This is a genomic window from Pectobacterium aquaticum (genome assembly GCF_003382565.3).
Lineage (GTDB): Bacteria > Pseudomonadota > Gammaproteobacteria > Enterobacterales > Enterobacteriaceae > Pectobacterium > Pectobacterium aquaticum.
Genome location: NZ_CP086253.1, coordinates 444,983 through 466,385 on the forward strand (window position 1 = coordinate 444,983; position 21,403 = coordinate 466,385).

Here is a 21,403-nt window from a genome sequence, read left to right on the forward strand (position 1 = left end):
TCATTGTGGGGTGTGCGTCATGAACTTTTTTGGCACGGGTAAGACTGCGTTTCATACAATAGTATTGAGCTACAAATCTGATCCTGGTATCACAATTTTTGTTGGCGTGATGACGCTTATTCAGGCAGCTATCATTCCCTTGATCGCGGCTTCTCAGCGTTGGGTCATTGACGCAGCCACGGTTGGATCTTCTCTGTATCTTTTAAGCGCTGTGCTTATTGGCGCATGTGCGTATGGATTGCAGTTGATTGGTCATCGCGTCTCACATAACTATCGTAACGACCTTTCGAATCGTATCCACTTTAGAATTGAGCAGGACATCACGGAGATGACCTCTCGTATTCCAACGATTTTGCATCTGGAAAACAGTCAGTATGTTAATAGAATAGCGTTACTTAAACGCGGTACGTTGGCGTTGGCAAATACGGGGTGGGCACTGGTTCAATCGGTATCATCCACGTTTAGTATCATTTTGAGTATTTGGTTACTGGCAAGTATAGATCCTCTATTTGCTACCCTGGCATTCAGTGCGTTATTAATCTTGCCTTTGTCAAATAGAGCCAAAAATTTTCGTCGAATAGCATTAGAGGAAAGTGTAGAAACGCTTCGCCGCGAGGCCGCCATCCATGATATCTACCTTGATCCTATTAAAAGTAAAGAAGTTTGGATTTCGGGAAATGGCAAGCGTATGAATAATGTGGCCAGCGAGCTTTGGTCACGTGTTCTTAAAACTGAAATAAGAGCGATGTTCCGAGGGGCAGCTTATGAAATTTTTGGCTGGGTTCTTTTTTATTTCCTGTTCGGCGCCGTGCTCGTGAAAACAGCGATGGATTTCCAAGGTGGTCATTTTCTTGCAGGCGATCTGGTCTTATTGATTTCATTATCAGGCCAATTACAGCGTCAGCTTAATGAAAGCGTGCAGGCCATGTCTCAAACTGTTGACGGTGGATTGGTGGCAGAACACTATCAATGGCTACGAGATGCGGCAGAAAGCAGCATGTTTAATACCTCGCCAATATCTGTGGGGAGCGGCAGCGGAATTGAATTCCGTAATGTGTCTTTCAAATATCCAAATAGTGACCGGGTGATCCTGAAAGCGGTAAATCTAACGATCCCATGGGGGACCTCTATTGGTATTGTAGGAATAAATGGGGCAGGAAAAACAACATTAGTAAAGTTGTTGTGTGGACTGCTTCATCCAACAGATGGTGATATATTAATTGATGGTGAGCCACTGAGTAAAAAAAATCTTGATGCGTGGCACTCTCATTGCACTGGTACCTTCCAGGATTTTCTGCAATTGCATTCTTTTTTACGTGAAAGTGTAGGTGTTGGTGATTTACGAAGTATGAATAATGATAATAAAATTATTGATGCTATAAATATGTCGTGTTTTGATGGTTTTATAGACAAGTTTGAGTATCGGTTAGAGACCCAATTAGGGAAAACCTTTGGGGGTGTTGAACTGTCCAAAGGGCAGTGGCAACGTCTAGCTATTGCTCGCGGTTTAATGCGTGATGATGCGCTAATTGCTGTTATGGATGAACCTACAGCCTCATTGGATCCTTTGGCTGAAAATAAAGTTTTCCAACTTTTTTCGAAAAGAACACAAAGCATAAAGAACAATGGTGGCGTTGTTGTTTTGGTATCTCACCGTTTTTCTACGGTTAATATGACTGATGTTATATTAGTCCTTGAAGATGGGGGGGTTGCTGAAATAGGGTCTCATGAAGAATTAATGCGCAAGAGAGGAAAATACTCTTCATTATATCGACTGCAAGCAAAAGCTTATGCCTGACTTCGCCATGCTGAACGAAACTCATTGATAGTGTGAAATCTGTTTTTATTATTTTAGGAGAAAAAATGGCTGATATTAAAGAGATTTTTGATCTTGATGATTGTCTTCGGTCTTTATGGTCCGGATATTCTAATATTTACCAGGATAACACCATTGATAAGACCCGCTTAGAAAAGTTAGGTTATTTTAAACATTTTAGCCATCACTTATGTGGGCCTGGATATTTAAGTCCTTCTGCGATTGCTACAGCAACCAAAAAAGGTTTGTTTGATGATAATGTTTTAGAAGGAGGTGATGTTTTTTTTACTCCTGCCGCATGTTTAAATCTCTATGAACCACTTTTTAGAATTTCTGGGGGTAAAGAATTTACCGTATTAACATCGTTGGCTCAGGTTTACCGTCGTGAAGCTGTTTATAATCCTTACCGAAAATTAAACTTTTGGGTTCGTGAGTTTTTGTTTTTCGGTCGTCGGCACAATATTGATGAAGCTGTCAATCAGCTCGCCGATCGTTTTATGGGCAGATTGTTAGCAAAAAAAGGGGCAATCAACCTTATGCCGGCAACAGATTCATTTGTTCCCAATAGATTTCAAAATCTCATGTCTGGGCGGCAGCAGCTTGAAAATGCAAAGTTGGAGTTTATTTCTTCTGAAGCGAATGTCTCGTTTGGTAGTGTTAATTATCACGGTCAGCATTTTATCAAGAGTTTCAACGTTGAAGCCGATGGTTTTGAAACCGCATGCATTGGTATCGGACTTACACGTTTGAATGAGCTGGTCAAACAAAATATCTTAGAGATTACCTATGACAACTAGCAATTCACTCTTGTTGCGAAGGGCTCAAAGTGTGCAGACCCGACTTAATCTCCCTGTGTTACGTAGAATCATTCGTCTGCCTCCTTCTATTACCGATAATGCAATCGAACATGCGGTGCGGGCTGCATCTGCCAGACATCCATTAAGCTCAGTAGAGTTCAGCCTTTGCAATAAATTACAATTCATTATTCCTGATGCGTGGCCAATTGAATGGAACGAAGGAAATGACAGTCTGGAGACTTTTCGTATTCTTAAAAAAGAGTCTTTGCGTACTGCTGATGTTGTTATCGGCTCAAAGAAATACCCAGACCGCCAAATACATAGTTTCTGTTTAAAAGTAGTTAGGGGGTTGCCTGATACCCAGGTGCGTATTCTTGCGCCGCATACCATAGTTGATGGGTATGGCATGAATACGGTTGTTAACTCGTTTCTTTCATTAGTATCTGGTATTCGGGATATACGACCTCTCGATGAAAAAAAAGAATTTTCACAGTTTGTCGAACATGAACGCTGCCAGCAACAGTGTCCTGACTCCGAATCGAGTGCATTCTGGAATCACTGCTATGAAAATTATAAACCGTTTCCTTTATCCGAATGTGGCGATGGCAGCCTTGAATGTCATGACACATATTTAGAGTTCTCTCTTTCTGATACACAGACGAAATTTCTTTCAACACGATTTTTACGTGCTAAGGCATCGATATCGTCGGGAATATTGACGATATTTTCCCTCTCTTTTTCAAAGGTTTTCGGTGTTGATCAGATTGCCATTCGTATGACGGATAATCAACGGCGTCAAAATAATCGAAGCAACATTGGCGCCTATTTTGCGGAGGACTATGTATTATTTTTGAGGGATCTTGATGCGCTGAGTTTCGATTCTGCTTTAGCTCAAGCTGCCCAGCAGCAGCGTCTTTCTCTAAAGTATATAAATTCATTCCGCCATTTCGACTTGCCAGATATTGGAACGGCAAATATTAAATATCATTATAAGAAAGTATGGCATGCTGGTGCGTTTCATCCAGATATTTCATTGGGCAGCAACAAAGAACCACGTCCAATCGATAAGCTGGTTAGAATTAATGTTATTCCTAATAAGTCCGGGTTGCGAATTCAAGTTATTTGCAATGGGCGTTTAATTAGTGTTGAGCACTGTTCTGAACTAAAGAGAGAAATAATCAAATATCTCCAAGGGGATATTAGAGGATAATTGTATTTTCCTATTTCAGGATTCTGCATGGAGAAGTAAAAACATATTTACCTCGTGAGCTAACGATACTGTTGTTAGCTTTTTTCCCCAGGTTCGGTGTAAGTATCCCATCAAACAGGGCCATTCATGTTGAGAAATTTTCAGCATACTCATGATGTGCATAGCGCGATAAGTCATGTTCAATGTGAACGCATTGAATTTCTATCGCTAACGCGGTGTTTCATGATAATGCTCCTCTCTTATGCATACTTTGAGTATATACTCCGTGTGGTTGTTCAGCAATTAGCCAAGATTTAACTCCAACCCCTTCAACTCCTCAAACGTATAAACCCAAAAAACATGACGGTGCTTCGCTTCCAGCGGGATGTGCTGATGGTTGACGATGGCGTGTTTGATGCTATTGAACAGCAGTTCGAGAGCCAGCTTTTTCTGTGAGTCTGGCACGATGTAGAAAACGTACATCCAGTGCTTTTGAGTACGCGCCAGTAAATGGTTGGTGATAATCGACTGGTAGCGTGCTTTGGTTTTCAGGCGACGCTCGGTTTCAATTGCGATGAACGTTCCGTTCGGGAGTGTGATCACCCCATCTGGGCGATGTTTGACCTGATAGCGGCTGCGGTACGTTGAACAAGCGCCGCTAACCCACCCATAAGCGCCTTTCTTTTCTAAAATAATCCGGGCGAGCTGGTTATCAAGGTGGTGCTCCAGCGTCCAGCCTGTGATTTTGGCAGGCTCAAAGCGTGCAGGAAAGCCGTCATCATCTGGCGTGACTACCGCGGCCAATCCGTCGTTGGTGATCCCCCACAGTGAGATTTTCTCCATCCTTGTGCAAAATGTCTGCTTTTGAATGAATCCCATGTCGATGGCCTTTGCCAGCAACAGATAAAGCGGTTTGTGATTTTTATAATCAAAAAGTAGCATCAGCGTTTTAAAATCGCTGTAGGTTTCTTGTTTCAGAAAATTGAGCAGGATCCGGATCTTTTCGTGATTACGCGCCCGTCGTTCACTGTAATCGTAAATAAGCATGCATCCTCCTTCACATTTTACTGAGGTGTTCGCTCTTTCGGCTTTATCGCCTCATTACATGGGCGCATACCTTGGGGTACTGGCATGAGTCGACGTCATGAGGCGATCTCCCTCAGTGTCAGCATAGTTGTCACCCTCTATGAAAAAGAAACCGAGGGTGATGGAATGACAAATGAAACGTGTTTACCCTGAACGAAAAGCCAGCATACTGGCAAAACTGCTACCCCCCTACAATATGACCGTTGCTGCTGTTGCACAGATGGAAGGAATATCCGAAGCTACCCTTTATAACTGGCGTAATCAGGCCAAATCAGAGGGAAAACCCGTGCCCGGTGCAGAGAAAACAACAGACCAGTGGTCACCAGAAGCGCGCTTTGCCGTGATAGTCGAAACGGCCACGCTCAGTGAGGCCGAAGTAGCAGAATATTGCCGTAAAAAAGGACTTTATCCGGAGCAACTTGTTCAGTGGAAACAGGGGTTTATGCAAACTGAAAATCCCGGTGATAAAGCAGCCTTAAAGCAAAGTCAGAAAGAAAACAAACAGCTAAAGAAAGAGCTTCTCCGTAAAGAAAAAGCCCTTGCGGAGGCGGCTGCCATACTGGTACTGCGAAAAAAGCTCACGGACTACTACGGGGAAACCGACGAGGACGACTGACGCCGGAAGATGAACGGAAACAGTTCATCATCTGGATCAATGAAGCGGTAGCATCGGGCGCACGGCTGATGATTGCCTGTCGTGAAGTCAATCTGAGTCTGCGGACCTTGCGTCGCTGGCAGCGTTCTTCCCGTGACCGGCGACCCGATGCGATAAGGCCGGTACCGCTTAACCAACTGAGTGCTGAGGAAGAAAGCAGGATAAGGGATGTCTGCCATGAACCGGAATATGCCAGCCTTCCACCGTCCCAAATTGTGCCACGGTTGGCTGATAAAGGTCTTTATCTTGCCAGTGAGTCAACGTTTTATCGGATACTACGGCGGTCAGGTGAAGTGCATCGCAGGGGGCGTCAGATACGGCAACAAAAGGTATCAGTTCCGACAACATTCACGGCAACCGGGCCTTGCCAGGTGTGGTCCTGGGACATCACCTGGTTACCTTCGGTAGTGCGCGGTCGCTGGTTTTATCTGTATATGATAATCGACCTGTACAGCCGGAAAATCACGGGTTACGAAGTGCATGAAACGGAAAGTGGCGAACAGGCAGCAGCGTTAATGCAACGCAGTGTGATGCGTGAGGGATGCTGGCGTCAGCCACTGGTACTGCACGCAGATAATGGGGCAGCGATGAAATCACAGACCCTGCAGATGAAACTGCATGAGCTAAATATCACGCCGTCTCATAGCAGACCCCGTGTCAGTAATGATAACGCATATTCAGAGTCGTTGTTCAGGACACTGAAATATGTTCCACAGTGGCCGTCGTCGGGGTTCAGAACGCTGATTGAAGCTCGTCAGTGGGTGGATAAATTTACCCGCTGGTACAACGAAGAGCATCGTCACAGCGGGATACGATATGTGACGCCGGGACAGCGTCACCGTGGCGAAGATAATGTCCTGCTGAAGCAGCGTGATGACCTGTACCGGACGGCACAGAAAGCGCACCCGGAGCGCTGGTCAGGCAAAACGAGAAACTGGCAGTCGGAAGGTCCGGTAACACTGAATCCGGAGCGGGAAACACAGGCCGCTTAACTTAACCAGGGGTGACAACTACCTTGACACTTACCGATCTTGTGGGGATAAAGAGGTGGCCGCTTCGCAGCCATGCGCCGGAAAATACATTTCCCGGCACAAAACGGCGTGCGCCAGTTCATGCGGGCTGGACGCCCTTATTGCCTGGCACATGGGGGTAATGTCGCGGCTGGACGCCACGCCAAAACCCTCAAGGTCAACGGCGGCACACCGTCGCACGCTACGCGCGACTACCCCCTTTGAGACGCCGTTTTTAGCCCACTTTTTCTTTTGCCCGTCCCGGTCAGCGAAAAAATGGGAAAACGCCTTAGCGGGTAGTCGCGCCTCAAGCGTGTTCTGCGTAAGGAACTCCAGACGCGCGGTATTGAACCAAAAGGCTGAACGGTGTTTGAGTCAGTGATATAGCAAATCCTAACGTAGCAAAAGACGTTTGGCAGAATGCCCGGATGGTTTTAAGACAATGCTCCTGACGGGTTTTCTATCACATAGAAAGCCCGTCAGGAGCCAACAAGCGCAGCGCGTTAGCCAGCCGAATGACTCCGCGCATAAATATACGGTGCGACATAGCCCTCACGGTTGACGTCCAGATAATCCGACCACCATTGCATCATTTCGATTCTGGCTTCCAGATGCTCCGCTTTATGCACGTAGGCAGCCCGCACGCCGTTTACCGCTTCACGTTGGGCGGGCACGCTCCAGATATGCGCTTTCAGATTGAATTCATCCCAGCGTGCAAAACGCAGCTCACTGGAGCGCAGGAAAACGTGCAGATTCAGCTCCAGCGCCAGACGGGTCAACGTCCGGCCTTTGTAGCTGTCAATCTTCGCCAGCAGCTCAGGCAGGCGTTTTAGTGGCAGGGCGGGATGATGTTGGGTCGCGACTGGGGTCACGACGCCGTCCAAATCGTAAGCCGGATTGTATTTGATGACGCCCTGCTGGACGGCGTGACGCATGATTTTAGTCAGATGCTGGCGCACCCGTCCGGCGACGTCATGCACGCCTTTATCGTCAATCGCCTTAACCAACTGTGCCAGATGTCGTGTTTCAACCTGAGCGATATCCATTGCGCCAATGGCGGGGAAAACGTAGCGTTTCAGGGAGGTAAGAATTTTATCGGCGTGGGCTTCCGACCAGAGTTTAAGGCTGCTGGTGTGCCATGCCAGAGCGACATACTGAAAGGTGCGGGATTCCTCAACGGCGGGGGTGTTCGTTTTGCGAAGCTGAGAGGGACTGATACCGGACGCCAGCAGCTTACGTGCTGCATCGCGCTTTTCACGGGCTTCCGCCAGCGTAGTTTGCGGGTAGGGGCCAAAAGCCAGACGGTTTTCTTTACCGCCGAAACGGTAGCGAAAATACCATAGCTTAGTGCCGCTGGTGGATACCGTCAGGTATAAGCCTTGCGAGTCAGTGAGCTTGTAAGATTTTGCGAGAGGTTTCGCGGATCGGACTTTGCTGTCAGTTAACATGTGAGGGTCACTCCCGTTCATCGAACTGAATGACCCGCAATCTGACCCACAAATTCCCCGATACGAAGGGATAAATCAAAACGTATCGGAAAAGATTTTCACGCCAACTTATTGAATTACATACACATAGGGATTGATAAGGAGGCATAAAAAAGGAAAGGTGGTGCCCGGACTCGGACAAACGCCGGAGGCGTTGAACAGCGCGCTTGTCGCGCTGGCCCTGAAAGGGTGAGCCGCTTGCGGCGAATAATCGAACGGTGTTCGATGGAGAGTCCGAATCCCCCAAAAGCAAAAAACCAGCCGTTAGGCTGGTTTCTTTAAATAAATGGTGCCCGGACTCGGAATCGAACCAAGGACACGAGGATTTTCAATCCTCGTGCTGAGATAGCCGCAAATAAGCTGCACATTCAAAAGAGTGTGCAAAATGAAAATTTTACCCGTAATTTCGACAAAGGGCGGCGAAGGTAAGTCTACTCAAGCTGCTAATCTTGCTGGTTTTTTTGCTGATGCAGGGTTGAAGGTTTTGCTTATCGATGGCGACTATTCGCAGCCTACAGCCAGCAGTATTTATGCGCTGGAGCATGAGGCTCCGTTTGGATTGTTTGAACTGTTAATGCAGACAACAGATTTAAACCAGCCAGAGAGCATAATTTCTCGAACAGCCATACCCAACCTCGATCTCATCATTTCCAACGATCCTGATGATCGTCTTCCCACTGCAATGCTTCATGCCCCTGATGGACGCATGCGTCTCAAGAATATCCTTCAGCATCAAAGCTTCCAAAGTTACGACGTCATCATGATTGACTCGAAAGGGGCTGCTGGCGTGATGGTTGAGCTCGTTGTTCTGGCTGCCACAGAAAATGTTGTTGGCGTGATTAAACCCATACTTCCTGATGTTCGGGAATTCATGCGTGGAACTGTGCGTCTCATGTCCCGCTTACTTGCGTTGCAGGCATACGGAATTCAGATCCCTGATATCAAAATTTTGGCCAACTGTGTTGAGAACACATCATTGGATCGTAAGACCCTGGAAGAGTTGGGCAATATCGTTTCTGAGAAGAAATACCTTCAATCCGAAAGTATAAACATTTCAATTCTTGAAACAAAAATTGACCAGCTCGAAGTCTATAAGCGTGGTCATGCTTTTGGTCAACCCGTCCACCGTCTTGAATATGTAACCGATCGCAAAAGCGCTGCGGCTGCAGTGACTATGCATAGTCTCGCTTGCGAACTCTTCCCACACTGGAAAGAGCAGTTCGATTCCGTTCTACGGAACCAAACTGGTGCAGGGGAGGTAGCTAATGTCTAACCTTCAGCCACTGTTATGCCGGAATGGCATCTGCCAGCGTGCTTTTCGGCCAAAGATCCATTCCAGTGTAGGGATCATCCAATCGGTCGAGTTGTTTCTCGATATCCCATTGTCTGGAGCTCCATTCAGGATCGGCTGCAAAAGCAGTCCAATAGTCGGTCAGCGCCAGCGACATATCTTTATCGGACATGTTTTGAATAATTTCCGGCGTCCACTGATGCTGTTTAATCAGTGCGTATTCCAATGCTTCTCGCGGGGAACTGGGGCTGAATTGCTGATGCCAGTTATGTGTCAGACGGAGCCATTCGCCCAGCCACAACAAGCGGTAGGACATCTGAATCAGTTCTGCACCGGGATATTCCGAATACTTTTCAGCTGCCTGACGGTAAAAAAATTTACAGCGTTTTTCAAAAGAATCCATGTCGGATCTCCGTTGTTAGGTTCTCTGTTTTTGGGTTTGCTGCCAGTTCCTTCTGACCTAAGTCGCCAAACTAAGCGGTCAGGAAATGATCTGTCAGTAAAATGGAGTGTATCCCTTGGAACGGTAGATTCGACGCCCTTTTCAGAAGTTTACATAACCTCATTAAAAACAGTGTTATTACATGGCTTTAATGTAATTTCAGCTCGTGGCTATGCGATGGAGGGAGCGCAATGAAGACTCTCCATCGAGCATTCTGCTCTTGCAACTACTGGCGCTATAAAGACGTTGGTGAGCAGACCGTTTTTTTTGAAACATTTTACACTGAGCATGCGGGGGAACGCGCACGCTCACTTCTGGCCAATACGTGGGGTGTTCCTGAGTCGTCAGTCATTGTTTACAACGTTTTTCCCGAAGAAGAATTGTCCCTTCTCTCCTTGGATAATAAAGTGTCATCTAGTGACACGATGCTGTTTGAAACTGGCTGGAATCCGGATGCAAAACGTCCCAGTTATTTGGATGATTGGCCGTTAATGCTAGTTTCTCCCAGAACACATGAGCGTCTGGTGAAAGCATTCATGAGCATTAGCCAGATTGGCTGTGGCGGAAAGGAGGCTGCGCATGGCTAACTCCCAGACGCAACATCTTCCTTTTTCTTTGGAAGCCGAGCAGTCAGTTCTCGGGGCATTAATGCTTGAGAATAACCGTTGGGACGATGTGGTTGAACGGGTCGTTGCCGGCGATTTTTATAACCGGGCACATCAGCAGATATTTAAGGCTATGCAACGGTTGGTCGAGAGCGGACAACCCATCGATCTCATAACGCTGTCTGAATCCATCGAAAAAGCCCCTAATAACCTGTTTGAGTCAATTGGCGGATTTGCTTACCTCGCAGAGCTGGCCAAAAACACGCCCAGTGCAGCGAATACGAATGCTTATGCTGAAATTGTCAGAGACAGGAGCCAGGCTCGTCAGTTGGTTACACTGGGTAAACAAATCAGCGCTGATGCCATGTCCACGGCACAGGGACGAATAAAAGTGTCTGATATTGCAGAACAGGCTGAGCAAGCGCTTTTTGACATATCGGAGCAGCGTGAAACCAAAACTGAAATACCACTCCAGCAGGGATTGACGCTGGTTGTCAATCGGCTAGAGCGTAACTATGCCGTATCCGATGGAATAACGGGAACGCCTACGGGATATAGCGAGTTAGATAAAGAAACGTGCGGTCTTCAGGAAGCGGATCTGATTATTCTTGCCGCACGTCCCTCCATGGGGAAAACATCGTTAGGGCTAAATTTCGCTGAAAATGCGTTTGAGCGTGTATCTGATAAACCCGTATTCATATTTAGTCTGGAGATGCCAGCAGACCAGTTACTCATGCGTATGGCTGCATCTATTGCAGGTGTCAGTGTCCAGGCAATGCGCAGCGGCCAATTGAATGATGAGGATTGGGCGCGAATATCAGATGCACTGGGTGTCATGAAATCGTGGGGCGATCGTCTGGTCATTGATGATAACAGTGATTTAACCCCATCGTTGTTACGTTCTCGTTTACGCCGTTTTATTCGTAAATACGGTCAACCTTGCTTAGTCATGGTTGATTACTTACAGCTAATGAGTTCTCCAGGTTCTGAAAACCGCACTCAGGAAATATCGGTAATTTCTCGTTCTCTCAAAGCCATTGCCAAACATTTTAATGTTCCTCTGCTGGCGTTATCTCAACTAAATCGTGCGTCACAAACCCGAGCTGATAAGCGACCGACCCTATCCGATCTTAGGGATGGTGGTTCTCTGGAGCAGGATGCGGACATGATTATGTTCATCCATCGTGAAGAGGTTTATGACCCGAATACCTCAGATAAAGGGTTGGCTGAAATCATTATTGGTAAACAACGCCAAGGGCCAGTGGGCACCGTAAAACTTGCCTTTGATGCGCAATATACGCGTTTTAGAGAATGGCATTTAGGCTATGGAGAGAAATACTGATGAATAAAAAAATAGCCTCGTTGCAGCTTGGTAACGCAATGCTACAAGGTAGTCGGGAGCCTGCAACCGCTCAGGTTTCCGCGTTGCCGGTCAATGAAATGCCGATGGTGCTGACGTTGGATCAGATGGGGCCTCATCCGGATAACCCGAGAACCAAACGTAATCCCAAATACGATGAGATTAAAGAGTCCATACGTCATCGAGGTTTGGATACCGTACTAAAGGTAACTCGCGATCCAAATGTACCTGACCTTTATGTCTTCAGTGACGGTGGTAATACACGCTATGAAATCCTGAGCGAACTGTGGGCGGAAACGCAGGAAGAGCGCTTCTTTCGTCATACCGTGATTTTCAAACCGTGGCCCGGCCGTCTCCAGTGTGTCATTGGCCATCTGGCTGAGAATGAAGTCCGTGGCGAATTGACCTTTATAGAAAAAGCTTTCGGTATCCAAAAAGCTCGCAACATTTACGAGGAACAACTTGGCAAATCGGTATCGCTGCGTGAGTTAGCCACATTGCTGACGGAGGCCGGGTTACCGATAGACAATTCCAGTATTAGCCGTATGGAGAGCACGATAACTTTCCTGTATCCATATATGCCAAATTTGCTTGAGTCTGGATTAGGAGCTCCCCAAATAAGGAACTTATTATCATTAAGACATGACGCTGAAAAAATTTGGTCACAATATGTTTTAACCGTTTCAACTGAATTGTCTTTTGAAGATGTTTTTGGCGGATGCTGCAAAAAATTTGATTCTCCGGATGACTGGTCACTGGAAATGTTCCGAGACGAGTTTATCGGTGACCTGGTCAGTGCTTTACCACACACGTCTCTTAACTACGATCGCTGGGTAATGGAATTAGATCCGAAGGTTCGCAATCAGCGCAAGCTTTTCGGCGAGACCGAGCCCTTACCTGCGTTTGTCCATGAGTCATCAACTGGAGAGACAAATAAGGACAAAGGGGGTAACGATGCTGGTTCGGCTGGTTCGGAATCTGCATCCCCACCTTCCTCACAAGATGGAAATAATGGTGATAGGCAGCATTTTTCTCCCCCCTCGTTAAACGATGCAAGTGGTGCTCATCGTCAGCATACTAACGAAAACGACGAGCCTCATGATGATGAAAATGCAGAGGACTGGGAGTTTCAGGGCAATAACAATGCATTATCCCATAACGATAACCAAGGCGATCTTTCTGCGTTGGCAAATCGCCAGGGTGAAGACTCAGAGAGCCAGACGACATCGGGTGGGCATTCGACCCAGCAACTGACCTCTTCTGCTTCTGTACTTTCTTTTGCTAACGGAGGTCTGGAGCCAGTTTCTGATATCTGGCAGATTTCTGCGTTCCAGGATGACATCGAACATTTACAGGATAGCGCGTATCGACTGGCATTTGAGTTGGCTGAGGCTATGGGTTATCCCAACGAGATCTTGGAAGCGAAAGGGCCTTTTGAGGCTGGCTATATTGCATCAAGCTCCAACGCGCCATTCATTCTCTTTCTCAATGGACTCACTGGCCAGCAAGGCGAAGTTGAACCATTCAACATGTTCAGCTTTTGCCTGAATGTTATTGGCTCTGCAAATAAAGGTGACTCACCCGTTCTCGACGATACTTACACCGTGAAAATGTTACGACTGATTCGAGTATTGCGTCGTTTACGTGAGCATCAGCGTCAGATCTCTATGGAACAAACTGAGCAATAGGGATGGGAAAATTACTTTTAGAAAGTGGCACTTATTATGAAGTGCTACTTATTGCTCTATCCAGTGCGATAAAAGAGAAAGAGCGCCAGATACAAGAAGCGTATACAGACGATGTCAGAATATTGGATCGTTGTGGAGAAATACTCAGCCAGCATGAGGAATGTGACATTTTCTTAAAAACAGCGAATGAATGTACGCCGTTAATTGCTGATTTTCGGCGTATTCATCTGTATTTGTCGGATAAACATTTAGATAGTGTAAAAAGAAATAAATAATATTTTATACATGGAGCCAACTTTATGAGTGAAAATTTACAACAAATAGCAAATGCCTCTCAGTCAGCAAATAATCTTTTGACTCAATTAGTGATGGATTTGAAAAGTGGTTACATACGCCGCTGTGAGTCCCTCGGATTAAAGCAAGAGGAAATGCAGTTACTGCAAAGTCTGACGATTGAAGATCTTCACTATATTTCCAATAGCTCTGTTTCTGTATTGCAGTTCTACATTCATCACGAGAATTTTTACCGCTTGGTTCAACATGCCCGGCGTGAACAAATGCGTACGCAGCGAATTGATCGTGCGTTATCACTCGGCGGCTCCATTGAACTCATGCAACACATGTTTGGACTATCCAGTCTGGAAGTGGCGAACCGGCGGCGTATTGCTGGCATTGATGTTCGCCCCGGGCGTGGCGTTGTTCTGAGTGAAGAGGAAAGTGCAGCGTTATGGCAGCGTTGGCAATTGGCTACTGTAGAGAATGTCGACAGTGGCGAAGCGTTGGATGTCATGATGTTAGCCGCAGAGCAGATGGATGTGTCGTTGACGGCTGTTTGGCACGCCGTTCGGTCATGGAGTCAAACGCATCGGATGAATATTTCTTCTGAATCATCAAGAAAAACGGTATCACGGTGAGGATAATAATGCGTTCTCGTTTATGCGAAATTATGCCGGGATTATATGCTCCGGCAACCGTGCCGAAATCACATTACCACAAGGCTAAGAATCAAATTAGACGCTTTCGAGAAGGAGAGCGAAATTACACCCGTCTTACGGAAAAAAACTCCAGGTATTTAAAAATTGATATCGGTCCATTTTGGAGGCTATTGAGTCGAAATCATGGTGATTCCTGGGAGTTAATGAATCACGAACGTTATAACAAAGAAATACGAAAATAATATGAGGTGGAATATGACGAAATCTAAGTATTAAAAATGAGTCAATTAAAATATGGCTAATCAGTGTGTTTATGCTGCATCTGACTATTCGGATGCAGAAACAAGTGCATTGATGTTTTTTATTACGAGCCAACAGCCGTATAAGAAACAGTCAGCGATAAGGACAACGATATGAATCTGCCAGCAGACAGCCTGATAGCCTACACCGTTGAGAAGATGAATCTCCGGTTGGCTGAACGAATACCCGCTGATGACGCGGGACAGCTGCGTAGCGGGCTGCTTTATATGGGGAACGTACATGATGCATACCCCAGACGTTTACTATTAGACACTCGGCTATCTCCTTTGGATAAGATGGCCTGGATGATGATCCGTTTGTATGCCCAGCAAAATGAGGGCGCAATTTTCCCTACCTATGATGAATTACAACTCCAACTGGCTTCTCCACATAAAGGTGGGGCGTCTCGGGAAACCATTAGCCGCGTACTGCTGATGCTGAGGATCACCGGTTGGCTAAGTTTGTGCAAACGCGTTCGCGATGAAAAGGGGCGCGTTCGGGGGAATATTTATGCACAGCATGATGAACCGCTCTCATTCCGTGATGCGGAGATTTTCGATCCGGGTTGGCTGGACACAGTTGCTGAAGCGTGCCGGAATAAAAATAAAACTATCAGCCAGACAGCGTGGGACGTTCTGAACGAAATCAAAAATGATACAACGATGCGGCATCGTCATAGCCGTATTGCACTTATTGAGAGTCGCCTTGGTTCCGCACAAACACCGCAACAAATGGTAGCCAGACAGAGTGTTCGTCACCTCAGTTCGGAATCCGAACTAAGACAAAAATCACCAAGTTCGGACGCAAAATCACTGAGTTCGGAATCCGAACTCAGTCATCCAGAAGGGGATAAATCACCTGGTTCGGAATCCGAACTCAGTGGTATTTCAAGGGGTTGTCACTCAGTTCGGAATCCGAACCGTTACGTACGTAGTAATACACACTGTGTAAAAAGAAATACGTACGTACTGCCAGGCGCCTTTGAGCAATTGCTGTCACTTGATGACCGTAACATGGCGACAGAACAACTTCAGGGACTGACCTGCGAACAAGCCGAGCAGGTGTTGCAATCCCTGAAAAGGGCGCTTTCTGACGGGGGGCTCAATAATCCCATTGGCTGGCTACTGGCCGTATTAAAACGGGCTCGCGACGGAAAACTCTTTACCCAAAGAGCGTCCAAACCGCCTGTTCAGCCCCAAACTCCTACGGAGGTAAGTGATGCTATGCCTAAGCCAACTGCGAAAGTTTCTGATAGAGCGCATGTTCAGAGTGTACTGGCTGAGATACGACGGAAGTGTGCGGCTGGATGATTGTTGAGGTGGTTAAAAAACAGGCGCTGCTGGCACTGCCAGCAGCGATTAAAAAGTGACCACATCATTCTGTTTGCTTAATTCATGGATATTTATAGATCTGTAAAACTGGTTTGGAATTGAGCTGGTTACTCCTTTCCCCTGAATATTTCTAACCCATATCAGAAATATTTTAGGTCAGCACAAGGAGTTAGCGATGTCAGAGTTAGATCGTGGTGTAAATAATGACACCCATCAGGAACCCGCTTCATCAGAGCCAGTCACTTCATCATCTGTCCGTGAACGAGAAACCCGTTCCGGCGCATTGAAATCATCTTTAACTCTCGATCTCCATACTCATTATGCTATCAGGTTATGGGACGGACGCCGCAAGGAGCAAATTGCAACAGCCGATGTAAATTCACAAAGACCTCCTCGCCGTATTTTTAGCATGCCGCAAGTGATATCACGGGCCGGTCAGGTATATCAGGCATCTGTCGCCGATAACCCTTATGCTGATGCGCTGCTTGTTAGGCTGGAAGATGCGATTGAAGTGTCGACAGATAAAGTGCAGCAAGTGGTTCAAGAGATATCGGAGATCCTGAAATCTATTCCAGTGTCTATAACGCTATCCGATGTTATGTCCGTTTCTCCATTAAATATCGGTGTTTATAGTAGTTCTCCGCTTGGATATCGCTGCGTTTGGCTATTGGTTGGCTATGACCAACTGGCGATGAAGGTATTTCAGGCTTTCCACTACGGTCTTATTTCTCGTGCAACTCGCGATCAATATTTGGATAAGGGAGGATATGCGATCAGACAGATATACAGCATCGTGCAGAATTACCGTGCTGTTACTGTTACTCGCAATGATATTCTTGCCAGAACGCCAGCAGGTCTGAAAGCTATTGAGATTTACGGGGAACCTGATGCAGACATTATGTCTGGGAAAGTACGTTCTTCTTTTTCTGCGCGGCTTTCTCCTGTAGGGAGGGAGTAATGCGTTTATTTTTATGCGAAAAACCTTCTCAGGCCAAAGACATAGCGAAAGTTATGGGAATAACCCAAAGAGGTAAAGGGTTTCTTTTTGGTAAGGACATTACAATTACTTGGGCTATTGGTCACCTTTTGGAGCTGGCTAATCCTGAGTCATATGGTGATGAATTTGCTCAATGGAGCCTTGATTCTCTGCCAATGCTTCCCTCACAGTGGAAGCTTCTTGTAAAGAAAGACACGTCGGATCAATTTTCTGTCGTTAGTCGTTTGCTGAAGCAAGCTGATGATGTTGTTATTGCGTCAGATGCGGATCGCGAGGGGGAGGTTCTGGCCAGAGAATTACTGGATTACTGCCATTTTACTGGAAACGTCAAGCGCCTGTGGCTGAGCGCCCTTGACGACGCGAGTATCCGAAAAGGACTAGATAATCTCCTCCCAAGTGAGAAAACGGTTCGTCTTTATTATGCTGGCATGGGGCGCAGTAAAGCAGACTGGCTGATTGGTATGAATTTGACTCGCCTCTATACCTTAAAGGCTCGTGATAAAGGTTTTGGTCGGCGTGATGTATTGTCTATCGGACGAGTACAAACGCCAACGATGGCGCTCGTGGTTCGTCGTGATCTTGAAATCGATAGTTTTGTAGCAAAGCCCTATTGGAAAGTTTTGGCTGAGTTAGAAAAAGACGGTCTTCCGTTTACCGCTACCTGGATTCCGGCTGATGGTTACTGTGATAGCGAGCACCGATGCATACAGCAAAATGCAGCGTTGGCTGTAGAGCAGTTGTGCCGAAATACTAAAACGGCTGTGGTACTTGATGTTACGATGAAGCGAGATAGGATCCCTGCACCTTTATGTTTTAGCCTAAGCGCTCTTCAGCAAGTTTGTTCTCGTAAATGGGGTATGGCGGCAAATCAGGTGCTTGGTATCGCGCAAGCACTCTACGAAACACATAAAGCGACCACGTATCCTAGAACGGATTGCGGATATCTACCTGAATCAATGAAAACAGAGATTGATGAAGTCTTTTCTGCGCTTGTGCAATCCGATCCTGTGGTAGCCTCTGCAGTGCAAAGGGCTGATCGCTCATTTATTTCCCGCGTCTGGAATGATAAAAAAATAACTGCGCACCATGCCATTATTCCTACCAGGCAATCCTTTGATATTGCGAAATTATCGGAGGATGAATTAAAGGTTTATTCTCTCATTCGGCAACATTACTTGGCGCAATTCTTTCCGCTTCAGGAATCTGATGTAACCGAGGCAACGTTTAATATCGGCGGACAACTATTTCGAACCCGAGGACGTATTAGTGTTGTGCTCGGCTGGAAGGCTCTTTTTGTCGACGAGAAAGAAGATAATGTAGCCACTAAGGAGCAGGATGATAACGGCGGTGGTGAGTTACCCAAATTAAGTCAAAATGATTTATGTCAGATAAAGGGGGGAGAGGTTAAGTCTCTGCAGACTAAGCCACCATCTCATTTCACTGACGGAACGCTCATTGCAGCGATGGAAAATGCGGCAAGTTTTGTTACTGATCCTGAGTTAAAAAAGGTACTGCGTGAGAATGCTGGCTTGGGGACGGAGGCAACACGTGGTGGAATTATTGAAACACTGTTTAAACGGAATTATCTGGAGAAAAAAGGATCCTATATTCATTCGACCCTAATGGCCAGAGAACTGGTGTCAGCCCTACCAGAGACGTTAACCAGTCCTGGTATGACTGCGTTGTGGGAACAGTCTTTGGAAGATATATATCAGGGCAAACTCTCTCTTGAAGTCTTCATGCAGCGCCAGACAGAATGGACACGAATCTTAGTTGAAAAGGGCAAACAGCAAACAATTTCACTAACGCCTCCCGTTACTCCGCCATGCCCAACATGTGGCGGTATTACTCAAAGAATAAAAGGTGCCAATGGAATATTTTGGGGATGTATAAAGTACCCCCTTTGCAAAGGTGTTGTAAGTGAAGGAGCAAAAACAAAAAGTAAATCAGGTAAAAGGACAGTAAAAATTAAGAATAAACCGGTTACCTGACAAGTGGTATTTTTGATATTGTAATTCCGCTTTGATGCAATTCGTACCTCGCAGGCTACGACGTAGTGTGATGTTCTTACGGGGAATTGAACGCTACTAGCCCAGCAGATGGCTACCGCACACTAGTCGATCTGTAAGACGCATACCCTCCGTGAAAAGCGCGTCGGGAAATTTCCTCGGAGCCACATTGAATACCTCAGGGATATGGTACACCCCATCAGACGGTGTCGGATAAAACCGACACCGTTTTTATTTTTACCGGTACATAAACAATTTAGGTTTGACGATATTGCGCTGTGATTTAAAAATGACCGTGCTTACTCGTCATCTTCGATGACCACCAATGATCTAGTGGCTCGTGAGGATCGCCTTCGGGTAGCCACAAAAGAACACTTCTGTAGCCTGTAAGGAAGAACACGCTCAGTTGCGTGTGGTAAATCTGCCAGCCTTTGGAAGCAGGTATCACCAGGTAGTTTGAACGCCGTTGCGAGCGTGGTGATGAAGGTCCGATTTTACTAACCAGACAAGTCAGGATAACAGCTGATCCTGACCCTTGACGGGAAAAACAATTCCCTCAAGGGAAATGTTTTCTCCGTTACACCTTATTTAACACTCCTGGAGAACACTATGTCTGCAAATAACAATACTCAAGCTCAAAACCAAAACAATTCTCAAACTGGCAAATCAGAATATTTTAATCTTCTGATTAATGGATTGGGATATGTCAGTAATATCCGTCACGTTACTGGCACATCAGGACAATTCCTGAGTTGTGTCATTAATGCCTTAAGTGGTCCGGCAGATAAAGCGAACTATGTTCGTTTTGATGTCACAGTGGCTGGTAAAGAGGCGACTGACCTGATCGCACGCTGCCAAAAGGCGTCTGATGAGGATCAGAAAGTTCTTATCGGATTCACACTGAGTAATCTCTCTGCTGAGATTTTTACATTAAAATCCGGTGACCATGCCGGTGAACAGCGTGTTAGCCAGAAGGCCCGATTGATTAAGGTTGACTGGATTAAGATAGGCCAAAAACAGGTCTATAAAGCTGAAAAACCTGACTCCGTACCTCCTCAGGATGGTGCCGCAGCCTCTAAAGCTTACGCGGAAAACTCGTTCTGATAACAGGTACTCATTATAGACACCCCGTTCACGGGGTGTTTTTCAATGTAAAAGGAGAAAGATTATGGCTTCACGTGGCGTTAACAAAGTTATTCTAATTGGCCATCTTGGTCAGGATCCTGAAGTTCGCTATATGCCGAATGGTGGGGCAGTAGCCAACATCACATTAGCGACTTCTGATACCTGGCGGGATAAGCAAAGTGGTGAACAAAAAGAGAAGACCGAATGGCACCGTGTGGTGATTTTCGGGAAGCTCGCTGAGATCGCTGGCGAATATCTCCGTAAGGGATCTCAGGTTTACATTGAAGGTTCATTACAAACGCGTAAATGGGCCGATCAGGCTGGTGTCGAACGCTATACGACAGAAATTGTCGTTAACGTTGGCGGCACATTACAGATGCTGGGTTCTCGCCCTAACGCTGGAAATAACAACCAAAGTGCGGCGAATACGTCATGGGGGACACCACAGCAGCCAACCGCACCATCACATAGTGGTACACCTCAGTCACCCGGTCCAGCAGGCAATGAACCGCCAATGGACTTCGACGACGATATACCGTTCGCGCCGCTCGGTTTAAGTATTTCAAATCATGGGCTTTATGCCATTTCTTAATCTCATGCGCCAGGGTTGTTCTGGCGCTTTTCTTATTACCTTTCCTTGCGGGAGAATTTTCCCGCGGGAAAGTTCTCCTAATGAACCGAATTAGGAGAATATGATGAACAATATACCTTCTTTTTTTCATACACCTTATGAGCCAGGCATTTCGCTACGTGAAGATATCTTCAACAGACAATTCATTGCTGAGGTAATGGGCAGCGTTGAGTACTTGGAGGATGATCGGAACTATGGTTCCTTTTACCGAACTGAATCACTTCAAATCTCTGGCGGTGCCACTATTGCAGAGATTATTGACCGATTAATGGTTATTAATCGCAGTGATAGTTGGCCGATTCGTGATGAAGAGGCTGATTACTATGATCCCGAGCTGGGGCATGACTGTGGGCCACAAAGTTTTTATCCTGGTCAGATCAGAATTCTAGATAGATTCGGAAGGCTGGTCATCGGTGGTGTTTTTGCTGGGGAGGGTATTCTGTGGACTCCACCTGTTTCTAGTGATGCGGAGGCGAATCAATTGTATTCCCAATGTGAAGAACTCCGTAAAGAAGCCGCGATTGAAGCATCATGGGATAATTATTCAACCGCGGAACGAATGAGAGATAAGGCAAACACTCTATTGCTTGCTGATGTCGATCGGCACTGGCGGCAGTATCCGGAAGTTCTCGCTCTTGCTAGCTAAATT

The 21,403-nt window shown here is 46.2% G+C and carries 21 protein-coding genes; 18 read left to right on the forward strand and 3 right to left on the reverse strand.

The window, feature by feature from the left end; translation table 11 throughout:
• Positions 1-19 precede the first annotated feature (19 nt).
• The 3 genes from DMB82_RS02050 to DMB82_RS02060 all read left to right on the forward strand — a co-directional run bounded on the left by DMB82_RS02050 (position 20) and on the right by DMB82_RS02060 (position 3,823).
• On the forward strand, positions 20-1,798 hold the full coding sequence (locus DMB82_RS02050) for an ABC transporter ATP-binding protein (RefSeq protein ID WP_116164378.1): 1,779 nt from the start codon (positions 20-22) through the stop codon (positions 1,796-1,798).
• A gap of 65 nt (positions 1,799-1,863) precedes the next feature.
• A complete protein-coding gene (locus tag DMB82_RS02055) occupies positions 1,864-2,613 on the forward strand; it encodes a class-II aminoacyl-tRNA synthetase family protein (RefSeq protein WP_116164380.1) in 750 nt (249 codons plus the stop codon).
• Complete coding sequence (locus tag DMB82_RS02060) at positions 2,603-3,823, forward strand: condensation domain-containing protein (RefSeq protein WP_116164382.1); 1,221 nt, start codon at positions 2,603-2,605, stop codon at positions 3,821-3,823. The genes DMB82_RS02055 and DMB82_RS02060 overlap by 11 nt, the downstream gene beginning before the upstream one ends.
• Positions 3,824-4,105: 282 nt before the next feature.
• Here DMB82_RS02060 and mobC read toward each other — a convergent pair whose 3' ends face one another.
• Positions 4,106-4,849, reverse strand: coding sequence for a MobC family replication-relaxation protein (gene mobC / locus DMB82_RS02065; protein ID WP_228400032.1), 744 nt, complete (start codon positions 4,847-4,849; stop codon positions 4,106-4,108).
• Between the two features lie 172 nt (positions 4,850-5,021).
• Here mobC and DMB82_RS02070 point away from each other — a divergent pair.
• Positions 5,022-6,535, forward strand: a protein-coding gene (locus tag DMB82_RS02070; protein ID WP_116156697.1) for an IS3 family transposase whose coding sequence is annotated in 2 segments (ribosomal slippage) — positions 5,022-5,475 and positions 5,475-6,535 — 1,515 coding nt in all. Because the reading frame shifts where the segments join, the coding sequence is not laid out codon by codon here.
• 72 nt (positions 6,536-6,607) lie between these two features.
• Positions 6,608-6,778 carry a hypothetical protein gene (locus DMB82_RS02075; protein WP_228400005.1) on the forward strand — a complete coding sequence of 57 codons (171 nt, stop codon included), beginning with the start codon at positions 6,608-6,610 and terminating at the stop codon, positions 6,776-6,778.
• 278 nt (positions 6,779-7,056) lie between these two features.
• On the opposite strand, the gene DMB82_RS02080 is transcribed toward DMB82_RS02075, so the two are convergent.
• Positions 7,057-8,001 (reverse strand): tyrosine-type recombinase/integrase, encoded by a 945-nt coding sequence (locus DMB82_RS02080; RefSeq protein ID WP_228400033.1) that lies wholly within the window; start codon positions 7,999-8,001, stop codon positions 7,057-7,059.
• Between the two features lie 424 nt (positions 8,002-8,425).
• Between DMB82_RS02080 and DMB82_RS02085 the strand changes: the two genes are divergently transcribed.
• Positions 8,426-9,313 carry a ParA family protein gene (locus DMB82_RS02085; RefSeq protein WP_116164987.1) on the forward strand — a complete coding sequence of 296 codons (888 nt, stop codon included), beginning with the start codon at positions 8,426-8,428 and terminating at the stop codon, positions 9,311-9,313.
• A gap of 13 nt (positions 9,314-9,326) precedes the next feature.
• On the opposite strand, the gene DMB82_RS02090 is transcribed toward DMB82_RS02085, so the two are convergent.
• The gene (locus DMB82_RS02090; protein WP_116164985.1) at positions 9,327-9,734 is read right to left on the reverse strand and encodes a hypothetical protein; all 408 of its coding nucleotides are present in this window, start codon (positions 9,732-9,734) and stop codon (positions 9,327-9,329) included.
• A 230-nt stretch (positions 9,735-9,964) separates the two neighbouring features.
• Here DMB82_RS02090 and DMB82_RS02095 point away from each other — a divergent pair, with 230 nt between their 5' ends.
• From DMB82_RS02095 to DMB82_RS02150, 12 genes are all read left to right on the forward strand, one after another.
• Positions 9,965-10,360: a hypothetical protein gene (locus DMB82_RS02095; RefSeq protein WP_116164983.1), complete on the forward strand. Its 396-nt coding sequence runs from the start codon at positions 9,965-9,967 to the stop codon at positions 10,358-10,360.
• Positions 10,353-11,720 (forward strand): SPI-7-type island replicative DNA helicase, encoded by a 1,368-nt coding sequence (dnaB-PI, locus tag DMB82_RS02100; RefSeq protein ID WP_167469187.1) that lies wholly within the window; start codon positions 10,353-10,355, stop codon positions 11,718-11,720. Before DMB82_RS02095 ends, dnaB-PI begins: the two co-directional genes overlap by 8 nt.
• Complete coding sequence (locus tag DMB82_RS02105; RefSeq protein ID WP_116164979.1) at positions 11,720-13,426, forward strand: ParB family protein; 1,707 nt, start codon at positions 11,720-11,722, stop codon at positions 13,424-13,426. The genes dnaB-PI and DMB82_RS02105 overlap by 1 nt, the downstream gene beginning before the upstream one ends.
• A 2-nt stretch (positions 13,427-13,428) precedes the next feature.
• A complete protein-coding gene (locus DMB82_RS02110; protein WP_116164977.1) occupies positions 13,429-13,701 on the forward strand; it encodes a hypothetical protein in 273 nt (90 codons plus the stop codon).
• Positions 13,702-13,725: 24 nt separating this feature from the next.
• The gene (locus DMB82_RS02115) at positions 13,726-14,340 is read left to right on the forward strand and encodes a DUF2857 domain-containing protein (RefSeq protein ID WP_116164975.1); all 615 of its coding nucleotides are present in this window, start codon (positions 13,726-13,728) and stop codon (positions 14,338-14,340) included.
• 8 nt (positions 14,341-14,348) lie between these two features.
• Entirely contained in the window at positions 14,349-14,603 is a 255-nt protein-coding gene (locus DMB82_RS02120) for a ParE family toxin-like protein (RefSeq protein ID WP_072013554.1), read from the forward strand.
• Between the two features lie 171 nt (positions 14,604-14,774).
• Positions 14,775-15,971: an STY4528 family pathogenicity island replication protein gene (locus DMB82_RS02125; protein WP_116164973.1), complete on the forward strand. Its 1,197-nt coding sequence runs from the start codon at positions 14,775-14,777 to the stop codon at positions 15,969-15,971.
• Between the two features lie 196 nt (positions 15,972-16,167).
• Positions 16,168-16,950 (forward strand): PFL_4669 family integrating conjugative element protein, encoded by a 783-nt coding sequence (locus DMB82_RS02130; protein WP_116164971.1) that lies wholly within the window; start codon positions 16,168-16,170, stop codon positions 16,948-16,950.
• On the forward strand, positions 16,950-18,980 hold the full coding sequence (locus tag DMB82_RS02135; protein ID WP_116164969.1) for a DNA topoisomerase III: 2,031 nt from the start codon (positions 16,950-16,952) through the stop codon (positions 18,978-18,980). The genes DMB82_RS02130 and DMB82_RS02135 overlap by 1 nt, the downstream gene beginning before the upstream one ends.
• A 627-nt stretch (positions 18,981-19,607) precedes the next feature.
• A complete protein-coding gene (locus tag DMB82_RS02140; protein WP_116164967.1) occupies positions 19,608-20,102 on the forward strand; it encodes an STY4534 family ICE replication protein in 495 nt (164 codons plus the stop codon).
• 64 nt (positions 20,103-20,166) lie between these two features.
• A complete protein-coding gene (locus DMB82_RS02145; protein WP_116164964.1) occupies positions 20,167-20,715 on the forward strand; it encodes a single-stranded DNA-binding protein in 549 nt (182 codons plus the stop codon).
• 100 nt (positions 20,716-20,815) lie between these two features.
• A complete protein-coding gene (locus DMB82_RS02150; protein ID WP_125176153.1) occupies positions 20,816-21,400 on the forward strand; it encodes a hypothetical protein in 585 nt (194 codons plus the stop codon).
• The last annotated feature ends 3 nt before the right edge of the window (positions 21,401-21,403 follow it).

What these genes read in the sequence shown, in the direction of transcription:
- DMB82_RS02050 (WP_116164378.1), top strand. Translation starts at nt 20, where the DNA reads ATGAACTTTTTTGGCACGGGTAAGACTGCGTTTCATACAATAGTATTG.
- DMB82_RS02075 (WP_228400005.1), top strand. Translation starts at nt 6,608, where the DNA reads ATGCGCCGGAAAATACATTTCCCGGCACAAAACGGCGTGCGCCAGTTC.
- DMB82_RS02135 (WP_116164969.1), top strand. Translation starts at nt 16,950, where the DNA reads ATGCGTTTATTTTTATGCGAAAAACCTTCTCAGGCCAAAGACATAGCG.
- DMB82_RS02150 (WP_125176153.1), top strand. Translation starts at nt 20,816, where the DNA reads ATGATGAACAATATACCTTCTTTTTTTCATACACCTTATGAGCCAGGC.
- DMB82_RS02080 (WP_228400033.1), bottom strand. Translation starts at nt 8,001, where the DNA reads ATGTTAACTGACAGCAAAGTCCGATCCGCGAAACCTCTCGCAAAATCT.
- DMB82_RS02060 (WP_116164382.1), top strand. Translation starts at nt 2,603, where the DNA reads ATGACAACTAGCAATTCACTCTTGTTGCGAAGGGCTCAAAGTGTGCAG.
- DMB82_RS02110 (WP_116164977.1), top strand. Translation starts at nt 13,429, where the DNA reads ATGGGAAAATTACTTTTAGAAAGTGGCACTTATTATGAAGTGCTACTT.
- dnaB-PI (WP_167469187.1), top strand. Translation starts at nt 10,353, where the DNA reads ATGGCTAACTCCCAGACGCAACATCTTCCTTTTTCTTTGGAAGCCGAG.
- DMB82_RS02090 (WP_116164985.1), bottom strand. Translation starts at nt 9,734, where the DNA reads ATGGATTCTTTTGAAAAACGCTGTAAATTTTTTTACCGTCAGGCAGCT.
- DMB82_RS02055 (WP_116164380.1), top strand. Translation starts at nt 1,864, where the DNA reads ATGGCTGATATTAAAGAGATTTTTGATCTTGATGATTGTCTTCGGTCT.
- DMB82_RS02130 (WP_116164971.1), top strand. Translation starts at nt 16,168, where the DNA reads ATGTCAGAGTTAGATCGTGGTGTAAATAATGACACCCATCAGGAACCC.
- DMB82_RS02095 (WP_116164983.1), top strand. Translation starts at nt 9,965, where the DNA reads ATGAAGACTCTCCATCGAGCATTCTGCTCTTGCAACTACTGGCGCTAT.
- DMB82_RS02085 (WP_116164987.1), top strand. Translation starts at nt 8,426, where the DNA reads ATGAAAATTTTACCCGTAATTTCGACAAAGGGCGGCGAAGGTAAGTCT.
- DMB82_RS02105 (WP_116164979.1), top strand. Translation starts at nt 11,720, where the DNA reads ATGAATAAAAAAATAGCCTCGTTGCAGCTTGGTAACGCAATGCTACAA.
- DMB82_RS02145 (WP_116164964.1), top strand. Translation starts at nt 20,167, where the DNA reads ATGGCTTCACGTGGCGTTAACAAAGTTATTCTAATTGGCCATCTTGGT.
- DMB82_RS02125 (WP_116164973.1), top strand. Translation starts at nt 14,775, where the DNA reads ATGAATCTGCCAGCAGACAGCCTGATAGCCTACACCGTTGAGAAGATG.
- mobC (WP_228400032.1), bottom strand. Translation starts at nt 4,849, where the DNA reads ATGCTTATTTACGATTACAGTGAACGACGGGCGCGTAATCACGAAAAG.
- DMB82_RS02115 (WP_116164975.1), top strand. Translation starts at nt 13,726, where the DNA reads ATGAGTGAAAATTTACAACAAATAGCAAATGCCTCTCAGTCAGCAAAT.
- DMB82_RS02140 (WP_116164967.1), top strand. Translation starts at nt 19,608, where the DNA reads ATGTCTGCAAATAACAATACTCAAGCTCAAAACCAAAACAATTCTCAA.
- DMB82_RS02120 (WP_072013554.1), top strand. Translation starts at nt 14,349, where the DNA reads ATGCGTTCTCGTTTATGCGAAATTATGCCGGGATTATATGCTCCGGCA.